The organism is Bradyrhizobium sp., assembly GCF_016213215.1.
Lineage (GTDB): Bacteria > Pseudomonadota > Alphaproteobacteria > Rhizobiales > Xanthobacteraceae > Bradyrhizobium.
The window spans coordinates 1-16624 of record NZ_JACRAW010000033.1; the positions used below are offsets into that span (position 1 = coordinate 1).

14 protein-coding genes are annotated in these 16624 nt (G+C 63.0%); 8 read left to right on the top strand and 6 right to left on the bottom strand.

Going from position 1 to position 16624, the window contains the following annotated elements:
• On the bottom strand, positions 1 to 918 hold a 918-nt coding region (locus tag HY852_RS07240; protein ID WP_291603719.1), incomplete at its 3' end, for an enolase C-terminal domain-like protein.
• A 91-nt stretch (positions 919 to 1009) separates the two neighbouring features.
• Between HY852_RS07240 and HY852_RS07245 the strand changes: the two genes are divergently transcribed.
• Positions 1010 to 1603, top strand: a complete 594-nt coding sequence (locus HY852_RS07245) for a TetR/AcrR family transcriptional regulator (protein WP_291603720.1) — start codon at positions 1010 to 1012, stop codon at positions 1601 to 1603.
• 139 nt (positions 1604 to 1742) lie between these two features.
• Here the strand turns inward: HY852_RS07245 and HY852_RS07250 are convergent, their stop codons facing one another.
• On the bottom strand, positions 1743 to 2540 hold the full coding sequence (locus HY852_RS07250; RefSeq protein ID WP_291603721.1) for a hypothetical protein: 798 nt from the start codon (positions 2538 to 2540) through the stop codon (positions 1743 to 1745).
• Between the two features lie 305 nt (positions 2541 to 2845).
• Here HY852_RS07250 and HY852_RS07255 point away from each other — a divergent pair, with 305 nt between their 5' ends.
• Positions 2846 to 3943, top strand: a complete 1098-nt coding sequence (locus HY852_RS07255; RefSeq protein WP_291603722.1) for an HWE histidine kinase domain-containing protein — start codon at positions 2846 to 2848, stop codon at positions 3941 to 3943.
• Positions 3944 to 4187: 244 nt separating this feature from the next.
• Here HY852_RS07255 and HY852_RS07260 read toward each other — a convergent pair whose 3' ends face one another.
• Positions 4188 to 6506 carry an exopolysaccharide transport family protein gene (locus HY852_RS07260; RefSeq protein ID WP_291603723.1) on the bottom strand — a complete coding sequence of 773 codons (2319 nt, stop codon included), beginning with the start codon at positions 6504 to 6506 and terminating at the stop codon, positions 4188 to 4190.
• Between the two features lie 305 nt (positions 6507 to 6811).
• Between HY852_RS07260 and HY852_RS07265 the strand changes: the two genes are divergently transcribed.
• From HY852_RS07265 to HY852_RS07275, 3 genes are all read left to right on the top strand, one after another.
• Positions 6812 to 7945, top strand: coding sequence for a glycosyltransferase family 4 protein (locus HY852_RS07265; protein WP_291603724.1), 1134 nt, complete (start codon positions 6812 to 6814; stop codon positions 7943 to 7945).
• 144 nt (positions 7946 to 8089) lie between these two features.
• Positions 8090 to 9604: an undecaprenyl-phosphate glucose phosphotransferase gene (locus HY852_RS07270; RefSeq protein ID WP_291603732.1), complete on the top strand. Its 1515-nt coding sequence runs from the start codon at positions 8090 to 8092 to the stop codon at positions 9602 to 9604.
• Positions 9605 to 9798: 194 nt separating this feature from the next.
• Positions 9799 to 11073, top strand: a complete 1275-nt coding sequence (locus HY852_RS07275; protein ID WP_291603725.1) for an O-antigen ligase — start codon at positions 9799 to 9801, stop codon at positions 11071 to 11073.
• Positions 11074 to 11082: 9 nt separating this feature from the next.
• Here HY852_RS07275 and HY852_RS07280 read toward each other — a convergent pair whose 3' ends face one another.
• The 3 genes from HY852_RS07280 to HY852_RS07290 all read right to left on the bottom strand — a co-directional run bounded on the left by HY852_RS07280 (position 11083) and on the right by HY852_RS07290 (position 14035).
• Positions 11083 to 12264 (bottom strand): saccharopine dehydrogenase NADP-binding domain-containing protein, encoded by a 1182-nt coding sequence (locus tag HY852_RS07280; protein ID WP_291603726.1) that lies wholly within the window; start codon positions 12262 to 12264, stop codon positions 11083 to 11085.
• A gap of 123 nt (positions 12265 to 12387) precedes the next feature.
• Entirely contained in the window at positions 12388 to 13170 is a 783-nt protein-coding gene (locus HY852_RS07285) for a DUF169 domain-containing protein (protein ID WP_291603727.1), read from the bottom strand.
• Between the two features lie 61 nt (positions 13171 to 13231).
• Positions 13232 to 14035 (bottom strand): YdcF family protein, encoded by an 804-nt coding sequence (locus HY852_RS07290; protein ID WP_291603733.1) that lies wholly within the window; start codon positions 14033 to 14035, stop codon positions 13232 to 13234.
• Positions 14036 to 14329: 294 nt separating this feature from the next.
• Between HY852_RS07290 and HY852_RS07295 the strand changes: the two genes are divergently transcribed.
• The 3 genes from HY852_RS07295 to HY852_RS07305 all read left to right on the top strand — a co-directional run bounded on the left by HY852_RS07295 (position 14330) and on the right by HY852_RS07305 (position 16341).
• The gene (locus tag HY852_RS07295; protein ID WP_291603728.1) at positions 14330 to 15271 is read left to right on the top strand and encodes an acetamidase/formamidase family protein; all 942 of its coding nucleotides are present in this window, start codon (positions 14330 to 14332) and stop codon (positions 15269 to 15271) included.
• A gap of 326 nt (positions 15272 to 15597) precedes the next feature.
• Positions 15598 to 15795, top strand: a complete 198-nt coding sequence (locus HY852_RS07300; protein WP_291603729.1) for a hypothetical protein — start codon at positions 15598 to 15600, stop codon at positions 15793 to 15795.
• 78 nt (positions 15796 to 15873) lie between these two features.
• Entirely contained in the window at positions 15874 to 16341 is a 468-nt protein-coding gene (locus HY852_RS07305; RefSeq protein WP_291603731.1) for a GcrA family cell cycle regulator, read from the top strand.
• Positions 16342 to 16624 lie beyond the last annotated feature (283 nt).

Consider the following 16624-nt stretch of genomic DNA (forward strand, 5'->3'; position numbering starts at 1 on the left):
CTCGGGATAGAGATGCGTTGACACAGGTATTCCCGCCGTTCCGGCGATGGCAGCCGCTCGCATCCAGCCGGTCACACCGCCAATGCGCATGAAATCCGGCATGACGAGGTCGCACGCTTTCTTCTGAAGTGCCTTGTGCAGCTCGCGTGGGCCATAGAAATTCTCGCCGATCTGCAAGGGGGTCTTCAGCTCGGCTGCGAGTCGGGCATATCCATCCAGGTTGTCGTAGACGATCGGCTCTTCGATCCAGGCGAGACCATGGCTGTCGATCATGTGACACCGCTGCAGCGCCTCGGCAAAATCGAGGCCCTGGTTGAAATCGACCATCAAATACATGTCATCACCCAGCGCTTTGCGCACCGCGTCGAGGGCGGCGAGATCGTCGGATGATCGCTCGCGACCCAGCCGCAGCTTGAGCCCCGTGAAGCCGCCTTCGTCCCTCAACTGCAGAGCTTCCTCGGCAAGCGCGCCCGGCGCCTGGAGCCATAGTCCATTGCTGTTGTACGCCTTTACTGGACCGACCGAGCCGCCAAGCAGCACGCACAGGGGAAGATTTGCAGCCTTCGCAAGTGCATCCCAGGCCGCCATGTCGAGACCGGAGGCAGCGATCATCGACAGCCCCTCATAGCCGACGAAGTGCAGCGATCTTCTTGCCGCTTCGAAGAGTTCGGCGGGTGCGATCGGCCGCCCCTTGAGCATCGCGCCGAGATCGTGGAGCGCAGGCACCAGATAACGCATCGACTTGACGATGTAGGGCTCCAGATAGCTGCGCCCGACGATGCCTTCTTCGGAGACAAGATCAATGAGGATGAGAGGCCATTCGGTGATGGTCGCAATCCTCGCCACCACGGGCCGCTTCAGCCGAAGGATCACGGGACGAGCGGAGATGTCTCTGAGCGTCAGGCAGATACGTGGCATGGCGGGCACCTGCGGTTCGTATTTCCCGACATTCACGCCGCGCGATATCGATGTAAATTCACTAATGAGTATACCTTGATGGAGGGCCGCCATGGCGCGTTCCGAACACACTCGCGAGCGGATTCTCGAGGCCGCCTACAAGCTCTTTCGTCGCCGGGGCTACGGCCGGGTCACCATGGACGATATTGCAGCCGAGGCCAGACTTACCAAGCGCACGCTCTACCATCACTTCCACAGCAAGGATCAACTGCTCGCCCAGGTCCTGGACGCGCAGCATCGCCTGGCGTTACAGGCTTTCAGGACTTTCGGGGATCAGCTGTCGGGATCGGCCGAGGCCGTTGTGGAAGGAATGTTTCGAGCGCTCGCCGTGTGGGCCGACACGCCGCGCTGGGCAGGCTCTGGATTTACCCGCCTTGTCATCGAGCTTGCAGATCTTCCCGGGCACCCGGCTCGTCTAATTGCCCGAAGACACAAAGCACAATTGGAACGTCACCTTGGCGAGCTTCTGGAACGATCCGGCGTGCAGCAAGCCCGAGAACTCGCGCGTGCAATTTGGTTGCTGTCGGAAGGCGCGATCTCACTTATCCTCGTTCACGGAGATCGCGGCTATTCGGCCGCCGCTTCAGAGGCTGCCAATGCCCTTGTTCGCCACTACCGCGACAAGCACCAGTTTCCACATCGATAAGACTGCAGTCTACAGCACGAGCTCCCGGGTCACATTCCCAACAATGCGGCGCAATGGCAGCCATTCGCAGAGGCCGTGAAATCCAGGCCAACGCGCAACGCGGGCGATGGCCACCATTCCGGCGCGCCGCCTTTCAAGATTACTGTTGTCTAGGCTGCAACTGCATTGGGGTCTGCGGCCGCGCCCTGGCTTCCGGGGACGGAAGCGTCGGCGCAGGCTTGGGCGCCGCGGTGGCAATCGGCCGTGCCGGAGGCGCTGATGTCTTGGGCCGCAGGTCCTGTTCGGAAGCCTTGGCGATGAGGCGTCTCATCTGTTCCTGGCTTGCCTTCAACTGCTCGATTTCCTTGACGTTGTCGCTGGCCATCTGAGCCTGGCTCGCCTTGAGTCGTTCAATCCCCTGCTCGACATTTGCGAGATCGCGCGCCATCGCCTGCAGCAACTCCATCACCTCGGAAGACACGGGAGCGGCTGTCGGCGCGACGTCTTGCGGTGCGCCCTGGACCGCGGGTGTTGGTTGCGGAGCCGCCGCGTCCACCGCTGCCACCTTGAAGGTCGATGGACCCGGTTGGGCGGGGAAGCCCGGGCTTTCCAGCTGCACCGACGAGGTTGAAGCGAGCTGCGGCGCCCATCGGGCGATAAGCGGCTTGGCCGCATCGCCATAGGACGACTGTGAGACGAAAGCAGCGCCAACGATGCACGATGCCAACAGCAGGCCGGTCAGCCCACGCAGGGCAGGACGACCACGCGACGGCCGCCGGCCCGGGCTCGAAGGAAGGTGCGCGGCATCGTCCTCCATTTTCGAAAGCTTCTCAGTTACACGCCCGAGCTGCTCATCGGCGCGCGCGATCTGCTCATAAGCGTGCGCGAGCCGTTCATCCGCGCGTGCGACCAGGACATCGTCCGGTTCAATTTGGTTCAACGTCGATGTGGAATTCATTGGCGCTCCCTTCCCTTCCAATGTCCCCGGCAGGACTTCTGTCCCGGCGGTCCGACCAACGCCAATGGCTCAATGCAGGTTTGACGAAAGCATGACCATACCGTGAAAAGTGTGGGACCGCCCTTTCGGGAACCCTGGTGGAACAAATGACGAGTTGTCTATTCCGGGTGTGGAGTGAACGACGCTCTGCCGATCCTGGAGCATGTCGAACTGTGATCGAGCGCAGCAGTCTTGCCTGGCCGACATCGTGCGTGGACCATCGAACGCGAGCGGCACCTCCGGTCGCAAGGCGACGCAGGTCCGAAGTGAACGAAACCGTTCGGTTTCGCCGGGATCGCCCGCTGCTGACACATCGCACGATGTGGTCTAAGCTAATGAGGTGGTCGCAGAGGACAGCAGTGCCGCGTGAGCCTACCCCGGATGATTTCCGCCTGTTCGGCACGTATCAGCCAGCGCTTGGCTGGATTGCCGATCCGACCGGCTACATCTATTGGTACAATCAGGCCTGGTACACCTACACGGGAACCACACCCGAACAGATGGAGGGGTGGGGCTGGCAGTCGGTCCATGATCCTGACGTGCTGCACGCGGTGATCGAGAAGTGGATAAACTCGATCGCCACCGGCCAACCCTTCGAGATGGTCTTTCCGCTCAAGGGTGCCGACGGCCTTTTTCGGCCGTTCTTGACGCGCGTCATCCCGCGCCATGATGCTGATGGCACGCTCACTCATTGGCTGGGCAACAACACCGAAGTCACGCAGCTCGTGGAGTTCGAGCAGAGCAGGCTCCTGTTGGTCCGCGAGTTGCACCACCGCATCAAGAACATCTTCACCGCACTTCATGGCCTGATCAGCTTCACCGCAAGGCAGGCAACCAGCCCTCAAGAGATGGCCTCGGTTCTTATCGGAAGGCTGACCGCAAAAGCCAAGGCGCAGGAACTGATTCGTCCAAAGGTCGGGCAAACCGCTGACGTGCTGGAAACTCCCACGACGCTGGGCGAGCTGCTGAAAGTCGTCGTTCAGAACCAGGCTTCAATCGACAGCCGGCGTGTCACTCTGGACGGCCCTTCTGTTCCGATCTCTCCGGGTGCAACGGAGGCGTTAGCCCTCATCTTTTTCGAGCTGACAACGAACTCTTCAAAATACGGCGCGCTGAGCAACGAAACCGGCACCATCCAGATCTCCTGGAGCGTCGACGGAGAGGCGCTCGCAGTTTCCTGGACCGAAACCAATGGACCGGCGATAAGCGGTCAGCCCGGTCAGAACGGTTTTGGAAGCCAGCTGGTTGAGCTGTTCATGAGGACTTTGGGCGGCAGCATGACGACGGAACGGGCGACCGAGGGCTTTCGGCTCAGGCTGTCGCTTCCCCTCAGCCAGATTTCGCCTTGGCTCGTTGCTGCGTAGTTGAGATAGCCGTCTCTCATAGGGTGCAGATGCCTGCTCGCTCGAGAGTGCGATCAGTGCTTGGACGCGACGAGCCCGTTCATCTCAATCGCGTCGGTTCTCGAAAACACGGTGGACTCATTGCCGGTGAGAGCTCCAAATCCGCCAGAAGTGCGAACTGGTTCCTGCAACTCCGTGACTGGACCTTGCATCAATAAGACGGTGCGGCCTTGCATGGCATTTTCCGTGCTCCGCCTGCCCCGGATCAGGCCGCGACCTCTTCCGGACCCCGGTCGACCGCTTCAAACGACTGCACCGGCTGGCTCAGCATCGTCACCTCGCTGAAGCCCACCGCCCTGAGCTGCTCGCACATCGAGACCCGGGCCTCGGCCGGCATCGAGGTGTTCGGCACCAGGATGGCGCGGGCGTTGGTCGTCAGGAGCTCGGCCGGCAGATCCGACGCGCCGCCGGCATCCAGCAGTACGTGGTCGTAGGCCTGCAGCAAGGCATCGATCGCCAGCGTCACGCGCGGCGATTGCAGGAGCGTGCGGTCGAAGCCGGGCCGGCCGGCGGACACCAGGTGCAGACGCGACAGCCGGTCTTTGGTGATCACCTGCGAGAACGACGCCTCGCCCAGCATCAATTCGGCAAGGCCTGGAGCTGCGGAATCGACGGAGGCGGCCGAGATCGTCGGTGACGATGCCGCAAGGTCAACGACGACCACCCGCGCCGTCAGGGCCAGCAGGCGCGCCAGGGTCAGTGTCGTCAGGGTGATGCTTTCGCCCGGAGCGGTGCCGAGAACAGTCACCTTTCTCGCGGCCGCGCCGGCGTACTGCAGGTCCTCGGCCAGCTGCTCGATCTCAGCGAACTCGCTCACCGCGCGTTCACTCACGACCTGCTCGACCACGGACGGTTCAGCCACGACCCTCTCAGTAATGTCCGGCTCAGATATGGCCGGTTCAGACATGGCCGGTTCAGACATGGCCGGTTCAGGCGACTCTTGCGGCGCCGGCTCAGGCTCGGGCGCGGCAACCACCGACTCGATGCGCTGGACCGATTGGAGCTCGCCGCGCGAGCTCGCCGCCGCCTTGGCCACGGCGAATGCCGCCACGGCACGCGGCGCTGTCATGCGCAACAGCTCGCCGGTGACGACTACGCCGGCGCACAGCAGTAAGGTCGCCAGCGTCGCGATAAGCACGATCGGCAGTTTCTTCGGATAGGCCGGCGTATTGGAAACGATCGCCCGCGAGATGATGCGGCCATCCGTGGGCGTGCCGTCGATGGTTTCGCGGGTATTGGCCTCGCGATATTTCGCAAGATAGGATTCCAGGAGATCGCGCTGGGCCTTCGCCTCGCGCTCGAGCGCGCGAAGCTGGACGTCCTGGCCGTTGGTGGAGGAAGCCTGCTTCTTCAATTGCTCCAGGCTTGCGGTGAGGCTTTCCACCCGACCGCGGGCGATCCGCGCATCGTTGTCCAGCGAGCGCGAGATCTTGCTGGCCTCGTCCCGGATCTGGCCATCGATGTCGGCGAGCTGCGCCTTCAGCTCCTTGATGCGCGGGTGGTTGTTGAGCAGCGTGGAGGATTGTTCGGCGAGCTGCGCACGCAGGGTCACGCGCTGCTCGGACAGGCGGCGCATCAGCTCGGAGTTGAACACGTCGGAAGCCTCGATGGGCTTGCCGCCTTGAAGCATCTCGCGGATCAGGCGCGCCTTCGTTTCGGCGTCGGCCTTCATCGCGCGGGCGTTGTTGAGCTGGGTGTTGATCTCGCCCATTTGCTGGTTCGAGAGCGTGGTGTTGTTGGTGCCCACGAACAGGCTCGACTTCGACCGGAAGTCCTCGACGCGGGACTCGGCTTCCGCAACCTTCTTGCGCAGGCTCTCGATCTCGCCCGCGAGCCATTGACTCGCCGACCTCGCCTGCTCCTGCCGCGCATTCTGCTGCAGCACGAGATAGCCGTCCGCGATCGAGTTGGCGACGCGCGCCGCAAGCTCCGGGTCGCTCGACTGGAATTCGATGACGATCACGCGGGACTTGTCGACCGCATAGGCGGTCAGCCGTTCATAATAGGCATCGAGCACGCGCTCTTCCGGCGTCATCGAAAACGGATCTCGGCCGATGCCGAACAAAGCGAGCAGCGATTTGAGCGGCGAAACGCCTCTCAGGACCGGATCGAACTCGGGAAGCTCGGAGAGCTTGTTCTTCTTGATGATTTCGCGGGCGAGATCGCGCGACAGCACCAGTTGAACCTGGCTGGTGACGGCCTCGGCGTCGAGTCCCACCCGCTCCTCGCTGCGCTCGGTGTTCGGACGCATGAAGACATTTTCGCGCCCCTCGATCAGGATGCGCGCTTCGGATTTGTATCGGGGCGTCACCATGTTGACGCCGGTCACCGAGACAAAGAGGGCAAGCACAGTCGGAACGATGATCCAGCCGCGCTTGCGCGCCAGCGCCTGGCCGAGCAGGCGCAGGTCGATGTCGCCGGTTTCCGGCGCGGCCGCAGGCCTCGACACCACGGGCGCCGGCGCGGCGGCGGTCCGCTGGACCACGGCCTTTTCCTTGCCGGCACGCCAGAACGCTAAACGCATCATACACTCCCGCAGGACGCCACGACTCTACCTCGCGCCGTCCGATGGCGCCGATTACAATCCATTAAGGTTGCCGGCCGGTTAATCGAGCGCCTTCGGCGACGCGCCGAGCGAGGCGGTCACGGTTTGTTAACCATGAAAGCCCTTAATCCGAATCGAGATTTCGTGGACTGTCCGATGCAAGGCGCGCGCGCTGCCATTTCCTGCCTGCTTGCTGCGCCCGACGTATTGACCAGCGCCGGCGTTCCGAACGCGCAGGCGAGCCGCGGAAGATTCCTCCCCAGCGGCAAATCCCGGTCCTGATCATGCCGTCCTTATCCAGCCAGCCGCTTCGCATCCTGCACGCCGTGCGCGCGCCGGTCGGCGGGATCTTCCGTCACATCCTCGACCTCGCCAACGGACAGGTCGAGCGCGGGCATGATGTCGGCATTGTCGCCGACAGCCTCACCGGCGGCGAACGAGCGGACAAGGCACTGGCGGAAATTGCGCCGCGCCTGTCGCTCGGCGTTCATCGCATCGCGATCCGCCGCGAACCGGTGCCGGTAGACCTGTTGGTCTGGATGCGCCTCCAGTCGCTGATCCGTCGGCTCAAGCCCGACGTGCTGCACGGCCACGGCGCCAAGGCCGGGGCCTTCGTTCGATTGCGGAAGCGCTCCGACAAGGTCATCCGCGTCTATACGCCGCACGGCGGTTCGCTGCATTACCCGCTCAACACGTTCAAGGGCGAATTCTACAGCCGCCTCGAACGCGCACTGATGAACAACACCGACCTGTTCCTGTTCGAAAGCGCGTTCGCCCGCGACACCTATCAACGTACCGTCGGCGTCCCCAAGGGGCTCGTGCACTGCGTGTTCAACGGCGTGACGGCCGAGGAATTCCAGCCGGTCGTGACGGCCGACGACGTCACCGATCTCGTCTATGTCGGCGAGTTTCGGCACATCAAGGGTGCCGACATCCTCATCGACGCCGTCGCGCAACTGCACGCGACGGGCAAGCACGTGACCCTCACCCTGGCCGGCGACGGTGAGGAAATGGAGGTGCTGAAGGAACAGGTCTCGAGGCTCGGCCTTGCCGGATCGATCCGCTTCATCGGCCACGTGAAAGCGCGCTACGGCTTCTCCAAGGGCCGGCTCCTCGTCGTTCCATCGCGCGGCGACTCCATGCCTTATGTGGTGATCGAGGCGGGTGCAGCCGGAATTCCCATGATCGCAGCCAGGGTCGGCGGCATTCCCGAGATTTTTGGACCGGAAAGCGAGGCGCTCTTTGCACCAAGCGATCCGTCCGCGATAGCGGAGGCGATCAAGTCTGCGCTGGAGAATCGGGACGGCACGATCACGCGCGCCGGAGAGTTGCGCGAGCGAATCCTGCAGCACTTTTCACAGCAGGCGATGGTTGAAGGCGTGCTGAACGGCTATCGCGGCGCGTTTGCCAACCATTAACCTTCCTTTACCGCCGCTAACCGTTTCTTCCGATTTGTCTATTAAGCCCACAGCCAGGGGGAATTCCGCCTCGGTGCACGCGCGCTTCAAGGGCCGGTGCAAGAACGGATGTGGACTGCAGTGGAACGGATCAACGCACGATCGATGCTGGAGGTGGCGGCCAGCGCAACCACCGAGACTCCTTTTGTCGAGCGGCGCCGCCGCCTGTCGCCGGCGGCACTGGCTGTCGTCAACCAGAAGGTCGCACGGGCCTACTCGCCGATCGTGATCGCAGGCGTCGTCCGCGCGGTCGATTTCGCGCTGCTCAGCCTCCTCGGCATCGCGCTCTATCTCGGCTACGTTGCTCCGCTCTCGGGCTTTCACTGGCAATATCTCGTCGCGATCTTCGCGATGGCGCTGGCCGCGGTGGTCTGCTTTCAGGCCGCCGACATGTACCAGGTCCAGATCTTCCGCGGACAGCTTCGCCAGATGACGCGGCTGATCTCGTCCTGGACCTTCGTATTCCTGCTGTTCATCGGCGTATCGTTTTTCGCCAGGCTCGGCGGCGAGGTGTCACGGCTGTGGTTATCTGCCTTCTTCTTCCTCGGCCTTGCCGCCCTGATCGCCGAACGCCTGTCTCTGCGCGCCCTCGTACGCAGATGGGGACGCGAGGGCCGGCTTGATCGCCGCACCATCATCGTCGGCTCCGACCAGAGCGGCGAGCAACTGATCAAAGCCCTGAAAGCGCAGGAGGATTCGGACATCCACGTGCTCGGCGTGTTCGACGACCGCAATGATGCCCGCGCGCTCGAGACCTGCGCCGGCGCGCCCAAGCTCGGCAAGGTCGACGACATCGTCGAGTTTGCACGCCGCACCCGCGTCGACCTCGTGCTGTTCGCGCTGCCGATCTCCGCCGAGACGCGCATCCTCGACATGCTCAAGAAGCTGTGGGTTCTGCCCGTCGACATACGACTGTCCGCGCACACCAACAAGCTGCGCTTCCGTCCCCGCTCCTATTCCTATCTCGGCGAGGTGCCGACGCTTGACGTGTTCGAGGCGCCGATCACCGACTGGGACCTGGTATTGAAATCGCTGTTCGACCATGTCGCCGGGTGGCTCATCCTGCTCATGGCGCTGCCGGTGATGGCGCTGGTCGCGCTCGCCATCAAGCTCGACAGTCCGGGTCCAGTGCTGTTCCGCCAGAAGCGCTTCGGCTTCAACAACGAGCGCATCGACGTTTACAAGTTCCGCTCGCTCTATCACCATCAGGCCGATCCGCTCGCCTCCAAGGTGGTGACCAAAAACGATGCGCGCGTCACCCGCGTCGGCCGCTTCATTCGCAAGACCAGCCTCGATGAACTGCCGCAGCTCTTCAATGTCGTGTTCAAGAGCAACCTTTCGCTCGTCGGACCGCGTCCCCACGCGGTGCAGGGCAAGCTGCAGAGCCGCCTGTTCGACGAGGCGGTCGACGGCTACTTCGCCCGTCATCGCGTCAAGCCGGGAATCACCGGCTGGGCCCAGGTCAACGGCTGGCGCGGCGAGATCGACAATGACGAGAAGATCCAGAAGCGTGTCGAGTTCGACCTCTATTACATCGAGAACTGGTCGGTGCTGTTCGACGTCTACATCCTCCTGAAGACGCCTCTGTCGCTGATGACCAAGAGCGAGAATGCGTATTGAAGATTTGAACAAAGGCCGTCATCGCCCGGCTTGACCGGGCGATCCAGTAATCCGGCAGCAGGTTCTGCCGCCGACGGCACGGATGTACTGGATGCCCCGCCTTCGCGGGCATGACAGAGAGTGCCGAACGGAATCAGCGGCACACGCGCTTTCCGGGCTGCTGTGTAAGGGTTGCGTTGAGTTGTGAGCGTGTAATGGCGTATGCGGCGACAGCCGGGGATATCTCAGCGGTGCGACCCGCCGCGCCCGGCGTGCTGGCGTTGCAGCGCGCGCTGATCTGGCTGGTCGGCGCTTCGATCGCGATCGTCTTCATCGAACCAAGCCCCTACGAGATCGCGACGCTCCTCGCCACCGTGGCGTTCTTCGCCACGGGCCTGCGGCTGCGCCTTGTGTTCATGCCGCTCGTCTTGTTCCTGTTCCTGCTCAACCTCGGCTACACCATCTGCGCCGTTCCGCTGCTCGGCCAGTCCGAGGTCGCCAGCTGGATCGCGACGTCATGGTACATGGCGTTCACCGTGGTCTTCTTCGCCATGGTCGTGGCCGAAGACACCGCGGCCCGGCTGGACATGCTCCGCCGTGGCCTCCTCGTCGGCGCGATGATCGCATCGCTCGCGGCCATTGCCGGCTATTTCAATCTTGTGCCCGGCGGCTACGACCTCTTGACCCTCTATGGGCGCGGGCGTGGCACCTTCAAGGATCCCAACGTGCTCGGCGCGTTCCTGATCCTGCCGGCGTTGTTCCTGCTGCAAAGCGTGGTCACCGAGCGGTCCGGCAAGGCGTTGCGGTCGGCGATCGCATTCGGCATCATGGCTCTGGCGATCCTGCTCGCCTTTTCCCGCGCGGCCTGGGGCGGCCTCATCCTCACCTCGGCCTTCATGCTGGCGATGATGGTGCTGACCAGCCGAAGCACCGCGCAACGCTCGCGCATTATCGTGATCGCAATTGTTGCAGCCGTCATCGGCCTCGTGCTGGTCGCGGTGCTGTTGTCCTTCGACTCGATCTCCGACATGTTCCGCCAGCGTGCCAGCTTCGACCAGAGCTATGATGAGGGCCGTTTCGGGCGGTTCGGGCGCCACATCCTGGGCGCGGAAATGGCGCTCGATCTGCCGTTCGGGATTGGTCCCTTGCAGTTCCACCGCTACTTTCCCGAAGACACGCACAACTCCTACCTGAACGCCTTCATGTCGGGCGGCTGGCTCTCCGGCATCTGCTATCCCGCGCTGGTGTTCACCACGGTGATCACAGGCCTTCGACACGTCTTTGTCCGCGTGCCATGGCAGCGTACTTACCTCGCGATCTTCTCGGCCTTTCTCGGCATCGTCGGCGAGAGCTTCATCATCGACACCGACCACTGGCGGCACTTCTGGATGATGCTGGGCGCAAGGTGGGGCATGATCGCCGCCGCGCACTTGTACAAGGCTCCGGCAGAGCAATCGGCGCCGGCGAGTGAGCGGGCGCTCGCCGCCTGACGGTCTCGCTTAGCTTTCGACCGTGAACGTCAATCCGGCATGATCGACAAGCCGCTTCATCAGGCGATCGCCCATGGCCGCGCCCGGCGTCCAGAAGCCGGCCGGCACGTCCGGCGTGTCGCGCAGCAGGCACAGCGCGCATTCGGAGATCATCTTGGAAGTCGAACCATAACCGGGGTCGCGGTCGCCCTTGACCGCGGCGCGGACTTGCCGTCCGTCGGGCGCGATGGCGACGAACAGCAAATCATAGCGGCCGTTCTCGCGTTCCTCCTTCGACGGCCCTTCGCCGGGCTTGGGCGCATCGGGGCCGGTCTTCTCGGCATTGGCGGCCATCACACGCTTGGCATTGGCCTCGCCCTTCTCGCCGGGTCCCGTCAGGACCATCTCGTCGTAGACGAATTCCTTCCCGTACGGAAAGCCCATCAGCATGTTGGCGCGATGCACGTTGCGCGTGTTGATGGTCGCCATCATGAACGGCGCCGTCCATGACTGAAGGTCTTCCTCATAGGCCGGCTTGTTGCCCCGCGGCTGCTTCGGGCCCTTGAACCCCGGCGTCAGCGCGAACGGATCGTTCAGGATCGCCACGAGGCTGAGATCCCTGGCGACCGCCTCGAAGGTTGCCTTGGCACTTGCCGCGGTGCCGCCGGACAGCGTACCGCGCATCTCGCGCACACGGCCCTTGACGCGGGACGCCGGTGCGCCGAACGCCTTCCTCGCCTCCTGCTGCACGAAAAACACGCCCAGTTCGAACGGCACCGAGTCGAAGCCGCAGGAGAATACGATGCGCGCGCCGCTCGCCTTGGCGGCGGCTTCGTGCGCGTCGATCATCTGCCGCATCCACACCGGCTCGCCACAGAGATCGATGTAGTCGGTGCCTGAAGCCGCGCAGGCCGCAAGGAGTTCGGCACCATAGAGCTGGTAGGGACCGACGGTCGTGATCACCAACCTGGTCTGGTCGACCATCGCCTTCAGGGCGGCGGGATCACTGGCGTCGGCCGCGATCAGCGCGATATCGGCAGGCGCGCCGATCGCGTCGCGCACGGATTTGAGCTTGTCGAGGCTGCGGCCTGCCATCGCCCATTTCAATTGCGTGTCGTTTCGGTAGCTCAACGCGAGATATTCGGCGACGAGCTGGCCGGTGAAACCGGTGGCGCCATAAACGACGATGTCGAACTTCGACGAAGACTTCATGTTTGAGATTCCCGAGGTGTACGCCGTCATTGCGAGGAGCGGAGCGACGAAGCAATCCAGACTGTCTCAGCTCAAATAGTCTGGATTGCTTCGCTTCGCCCGCAATGACGCTCCACTAGCAGCTTACTTCTTCCCGTATGACACGCCCATGCCGGCGCGGACGTCGTTTTGAATGCCATAGGGCGGGATGGGATAGCGCAGGCCGTTCCTGGCGAGCGCCTTCATGCCGACAATCGCCTTGGCGAGATGCGCGGGCTTCAAGGCCATCAGCATTTCCTCATCGGGCACGCCGCCATATCGCCGCTCCGCAAAGCACGGCAGCGACAGGCTGGGCTCGCCGGTCTTGAGCGCCCGCCCCCAGGAATCCGCACAGGCCGTCTCGCCGACCACGCCCCATTCGAACTTCTTGTAGCCGGTATATTGCAGTCCGTTGATCAGGATGATCATCTGGCCGGGCGTGGCGTAAACGAGGCAGATGTCGGGCGGGTTGAGCCGGCCGCTGGTGAGCGGGCTGACGACAAGCGCCTTGTACTCGCCGAACGGCACCACATCGAGGGCTTCCTGGCGCTTGCGCGCGTCTTCCGCAGTGCCGTGCCATACGCCGACATAATTCTCGCCCGCGAGCCATTGCTCGTCCTGCGGTCCGAGCCCGATCACGGCGCGGCATTGCGCCCCTACGAGATCGTCTGCCGTGATGCCGACCGTCCAGCCAAGCCGTGACGCCATGCTCACGATCTGGTCGGTGGTATGGATCGAACTCGGCCGGCGGATCTTGGGTATCGCCTCCATGTCTTCCACGCGCGCGAACAGCTTCATGCCGATCACGGTGGTCTTCAGCCGCAACAGGCTGTTGAGGTCGGCCACGATGGCGGCGAGATCGAAATTTTCAGCGGCTTGCTGCTGCATGGCGTTTTGCTCCCGATCCGGCGACATGTCGGCCCGTTCCCGGCCGCGCCGGCGGACCGTTCTAGTCCTTGGCCGGTCCCGGAAGCAACTCGTCGATCCGCCCCGCCAGCCGATAGGCAATCAGGCCCAGCCATTCGCGCACGCCGATATCGGTTCGCACCAGGCCGTCGGCGCCGTATTTGTTGAATTCATACACGTCCTCGCGACCGCCGACCCGCCAATCCACCGGATACGCTTCGACGGCAAATCCCGCCTTACGGAACAGGCCGACCGACCGCGGCATGTGATAGGCCGAGGTGACGAGCAGCCAGCGCTCGCCCGGTTTCGGCGCGACCATGGCCTTGGTGAATTCGGCGTTCTCGTGGGTGTTGCGGGAGCGCCGCTCCATGGTGATGCGCTCCTTGGCAACGCCGAGATTCTCAAGAATTTCGCCGCCGTAATCGGCTTCCTTCGCGTCATTGGAAATCAGATTGGCGCTGCCTCCAGTGAAGACGACCCGGGCGTTCGGATAGCGCCGGGCGAGAATCGCCGCCGCAAAGATCCGGTCGGCGCCACTGCGAACCACGGGCGTATGGTGCACCGCCGAGAGGTCCGCATCGATCGGTCCGCCCAGCACGATGATGCCGTCCGGGGCGCCGCGCGAAGCATCCCAGGCCGGAAAACGCGCTTCCAGCGGGTACAGCAGCCAATTGCCAATCGGCGAAAAGGCGATGAGCGCCAGCAGGGCGATCGCAGCCGCCACCAGCTTGCGGCCGAGCGCGGCAAAGCGCGTGGCAAGCAACACGAGCCCGATAATGCCGAGCTCGATCAGGAAGTTGACCGGCAGCAGCGCGATGCCGATCGTTTTGGACAGGGCGAAAAACAGGGGAAACCTCGCAGGATTACCAGACTCGTTATGGGCGGGCAGAAGGTGCGGCGCGCCGTCTTAGAGCATGATCGGGAAAAGTGGACACTGGTTTTCCGAGAAGATCATGCTCAATCGAAAACCTGAAGCGCGATGACGACGCAATCCAATCTCGTCGCGCTTTGGTGTATGGTGAGCCGCGTATCCATCTACCGTCGAGACTCTTTCTCCGCGATGATGGATTGCCGGGGCATCCCCCCATCAAGTCGGGGACAATCGCCCGGCAATGACAAACAACGATGACAGCGAGCCCCGATGACCCATCATCACCTGCATTCGAGTCCAAAGACCTGTCATTGGGGCTTTTTCGAAGCAAAGCTTGCTCCCGTGCTGACGGTCGACAGCGGCGATGAGGTTACGATCGACACCATCAGCGGCGGCCCTGACGTCGTGCCGGACCGCAACAAGTTTTTTGTGCCGCCGGAGCTTTTCGAGGTTCATGCCAGCAACGAGAGAATGTTGCCCGGCCACATCCTGACCGGCCCGATTGCACTTCGCGGCGCCGAGCCCGGCGATGTGCTCGAGGTACACATCCTCGACGTCAAGCCGAGGCAGGACTGGGGCTACAATCTCATCCGTCCGCTCGCCGGCACCTTGCCCGACGACTTCCACGAAATGCGCCTGCTCAACATTCCGCTCGACCTGAAGCGGATGGTCGGCCGTTTGCCGTGGGGGCTGGATCTTCCGCTCAAGCCGTTCTTTGGCGTGATGGGCGTGGCGCCGCCGCCGGCGTGGGGACGTATCTCGTCGCTGATTCCTCGCGCCATGGGCGGCAATCTCGACAACAAGGAGCTCGGTCCCGGCGCGACGCTCTATCTGCCGGTGTTCGTGCGAGGGGCGCTGTTTTCCTGCGGCGACGGCCATGGCGTCCAGGGCGACGGCGAGGTCTGCGTCACCGCGATCGAAACGGCGCTGCAGGGTCGTTTCCGACTCACTCTGCGCAAGGACATGCGGCTCGAGTATCCGCGCGCGGAAACGCCGAGCCATTACATGACCATGGCGATGGATCCCGACCTCGATCAATGCGTGGTGCGGGCGCTGCGCGACATGATCGCGCTCATCGGCGAGAAGCGAAATCTCTCGCGAGAGGACGCCTATACCCTCTGCAGCCTGGCTGCGGATCTGCGCGTCACGCAGACCGTGAACGGCGCCAAAGGCATCCACTGCATGATCGAGAAAACGATCGTGCACGGCTGAGAGGATGATCCGGCCCCGAAGGGCCGCGTTGGCGCAAGATGGACACCGGTTTTCCGCGCGACAAACGCGAGGCGTTTGAGCGGAGAATGCTCAATGAAAATTCTGAAGCGCGACGATTCGATCGCCACTTTGGGGCGCCCTCTCCTGCTCCGGTGAACGGCAATCCGTGCCGGGTCGCGCAAGCACGCTGGCCGCTCCCGGCTCTTATCCAAGCAATTTCAATATGTTGCTCCTTGATTCGCAAGCCAGTTGACTCACCCACCCGGAACTTAATAGACTCTAAATTGATACTTTTATGTACCCGAATAGAGAGCTAGCGTTTTGGTATGGCCACAGAGAAAGCCGAAACCGACCGCATCCCCGTGACCCTGGCGCTCTCGACTATTACCTATCTGGAGAAACTGGTGCGGCAGGGCACCCACGGTACCAGCGTTCCGGGCGTCGCACGGACCTTGATCGAGGAAGGTATTCGCCTCGCCATCAAGGACGGGCTGTTGTCGATCCGCGACAACGGCAAGACGTAAGGGGCGCGAAGCAAGGCGCGGCCGGTTCGGCGCGTGGCCAGGACAGCAGGAGCAAATCCTCAACCTGGGATCATCGTCATGCGCGCCATCGAACCGACCTGGACCGAAGAACGCCTCACGCTCCTTATGAGCCACTTTGAAGCGGGACTGTCCTGCCGGCAGATCGCCGCCGAGATCGGCGTCAGCCGCAACGCCGTGATCGGCAAGCTGTCGCGTCTCAACGTGACGCGGGATACAGCAGTGCGGGCCGTTCGCACGAATCGCGTGGCGCCCCAACAGCGCGAGAGTGTTCGCAAGCTCCGCGGCGTGCTTGCGGCGATGCAGGCGGCAACCGCTCGCGAAGCAAGGAAAGACGTCATCGACGATTGGCCTGATGACGGACAGCGCTGCTCAATCTTCGAATTGAGCAAGGAGCGCTGCCGGTGGCCGCTCAATATGCCAGAGAACGAAGGCTTCGGCTTTTGCGGCAGGCTGCCTCTCGAAGGCTTTCCGTACTGTCCCGGACACTGCCGCCTCGCCTACCGCGCCACGAGCAACGAAAGCTAGGCCGCGAGGACTCTCGGCAGTTGTGATCTGCAAGGCGTCGATGCGGCCGGCCCCCCCCGGGATTCCGCGCCGCCCGCCTGTCCGCCGCGTTTGCAGCGACGGGTTGCGCGCGGCCAAGGCAACGGCTGCCCGATTGACGACCCGCAGAATCAAAAACCTCCGGCAGGGCATTGCCGGAGGTTTCGGAGGTTTATCATAAAGGTAGGATTCGTCTCCTTTGAGACCAAGCGGCCAAGCATCTCTTAGCCGTATTGAAATATACTTGAGTTACTCAGGTAAGTAA

Coding starts and splice junctions, on each gene's coding strand:
- HY852_RS07295 (WP_291603728.1), top strand. CDS start 14,330: ATGACCCATCATCACCTGCATTCGAGTCCAAAGACCTGTCATTGGGGC.
- HY852_RS07300 (WP_291603729.1), top strand. CDS start 15,598: ATGGCCACAGAGAAAGCCGAAACCGACCGCATCCCCGTGACCCTGGCG.
- HY852_RS07275 (WP_291603725.1), top strand. CDS start 9,799: ATGGCGTATGCGGCGACAGCCGGGGATATCTCAGCGGTGCGACCCGCC.
- HY852_RS07270 (WP_291603732.1), top strand. CDS start 8,090: ATGCTGGAGGTGGCGGCCAGCGCAACCACCGAGACTCCTTTTGTCGAG.
- HY852_RS07280 (WP_291603726.1), bottom strand. CDS start 12,264: ATGAAGTCTTCGTCGAAGTTCGACATCGTCGTTTATGGCGCCACCGGT.
- HY852_RS07265 (WP_291603724.1), top strand. CDS start 6,812: ATGCCGTCCTTATCCAGCCAGCCGCTTCGCATCCTGCACGCCGTGCGC.
- HY852_RS07250 (WP_291603721.1), bottom strand. CDS start 2,540: ATGAATTCCACATCGACGTTGAACCAAATTGAACCGGACGATGTCCTG.
- HY852_RS07260 (WP_291603723.1), bottom strand. CDS start 6,506: ATGCGTTTAGCGTTCTGGCGTGCCGGCAAGGAAAAGGCCGTGGTCCAG.
- HY852_RS07285 (WP_291603727.1), bottom strand. CDS start 13,170: ATGCAGCAGCAAGCCGCTGAAAATTTCGATCTCGCCGCCATCGTGGCC.
- HY852_RS07305 (WP_291603731.1), top strand. CDS start 15,874: ATGCGCGCCATCGAACCGACCTGGACCGAAGAACGCCTCACGCTCCTT.
- HY852_RS07245 (WP_291603720.1), top strand. CDS start 1,010: ATGGCGCGTTCCGAACACACTCGCGAGCGGATTCTCGAGGCCGCCTAC.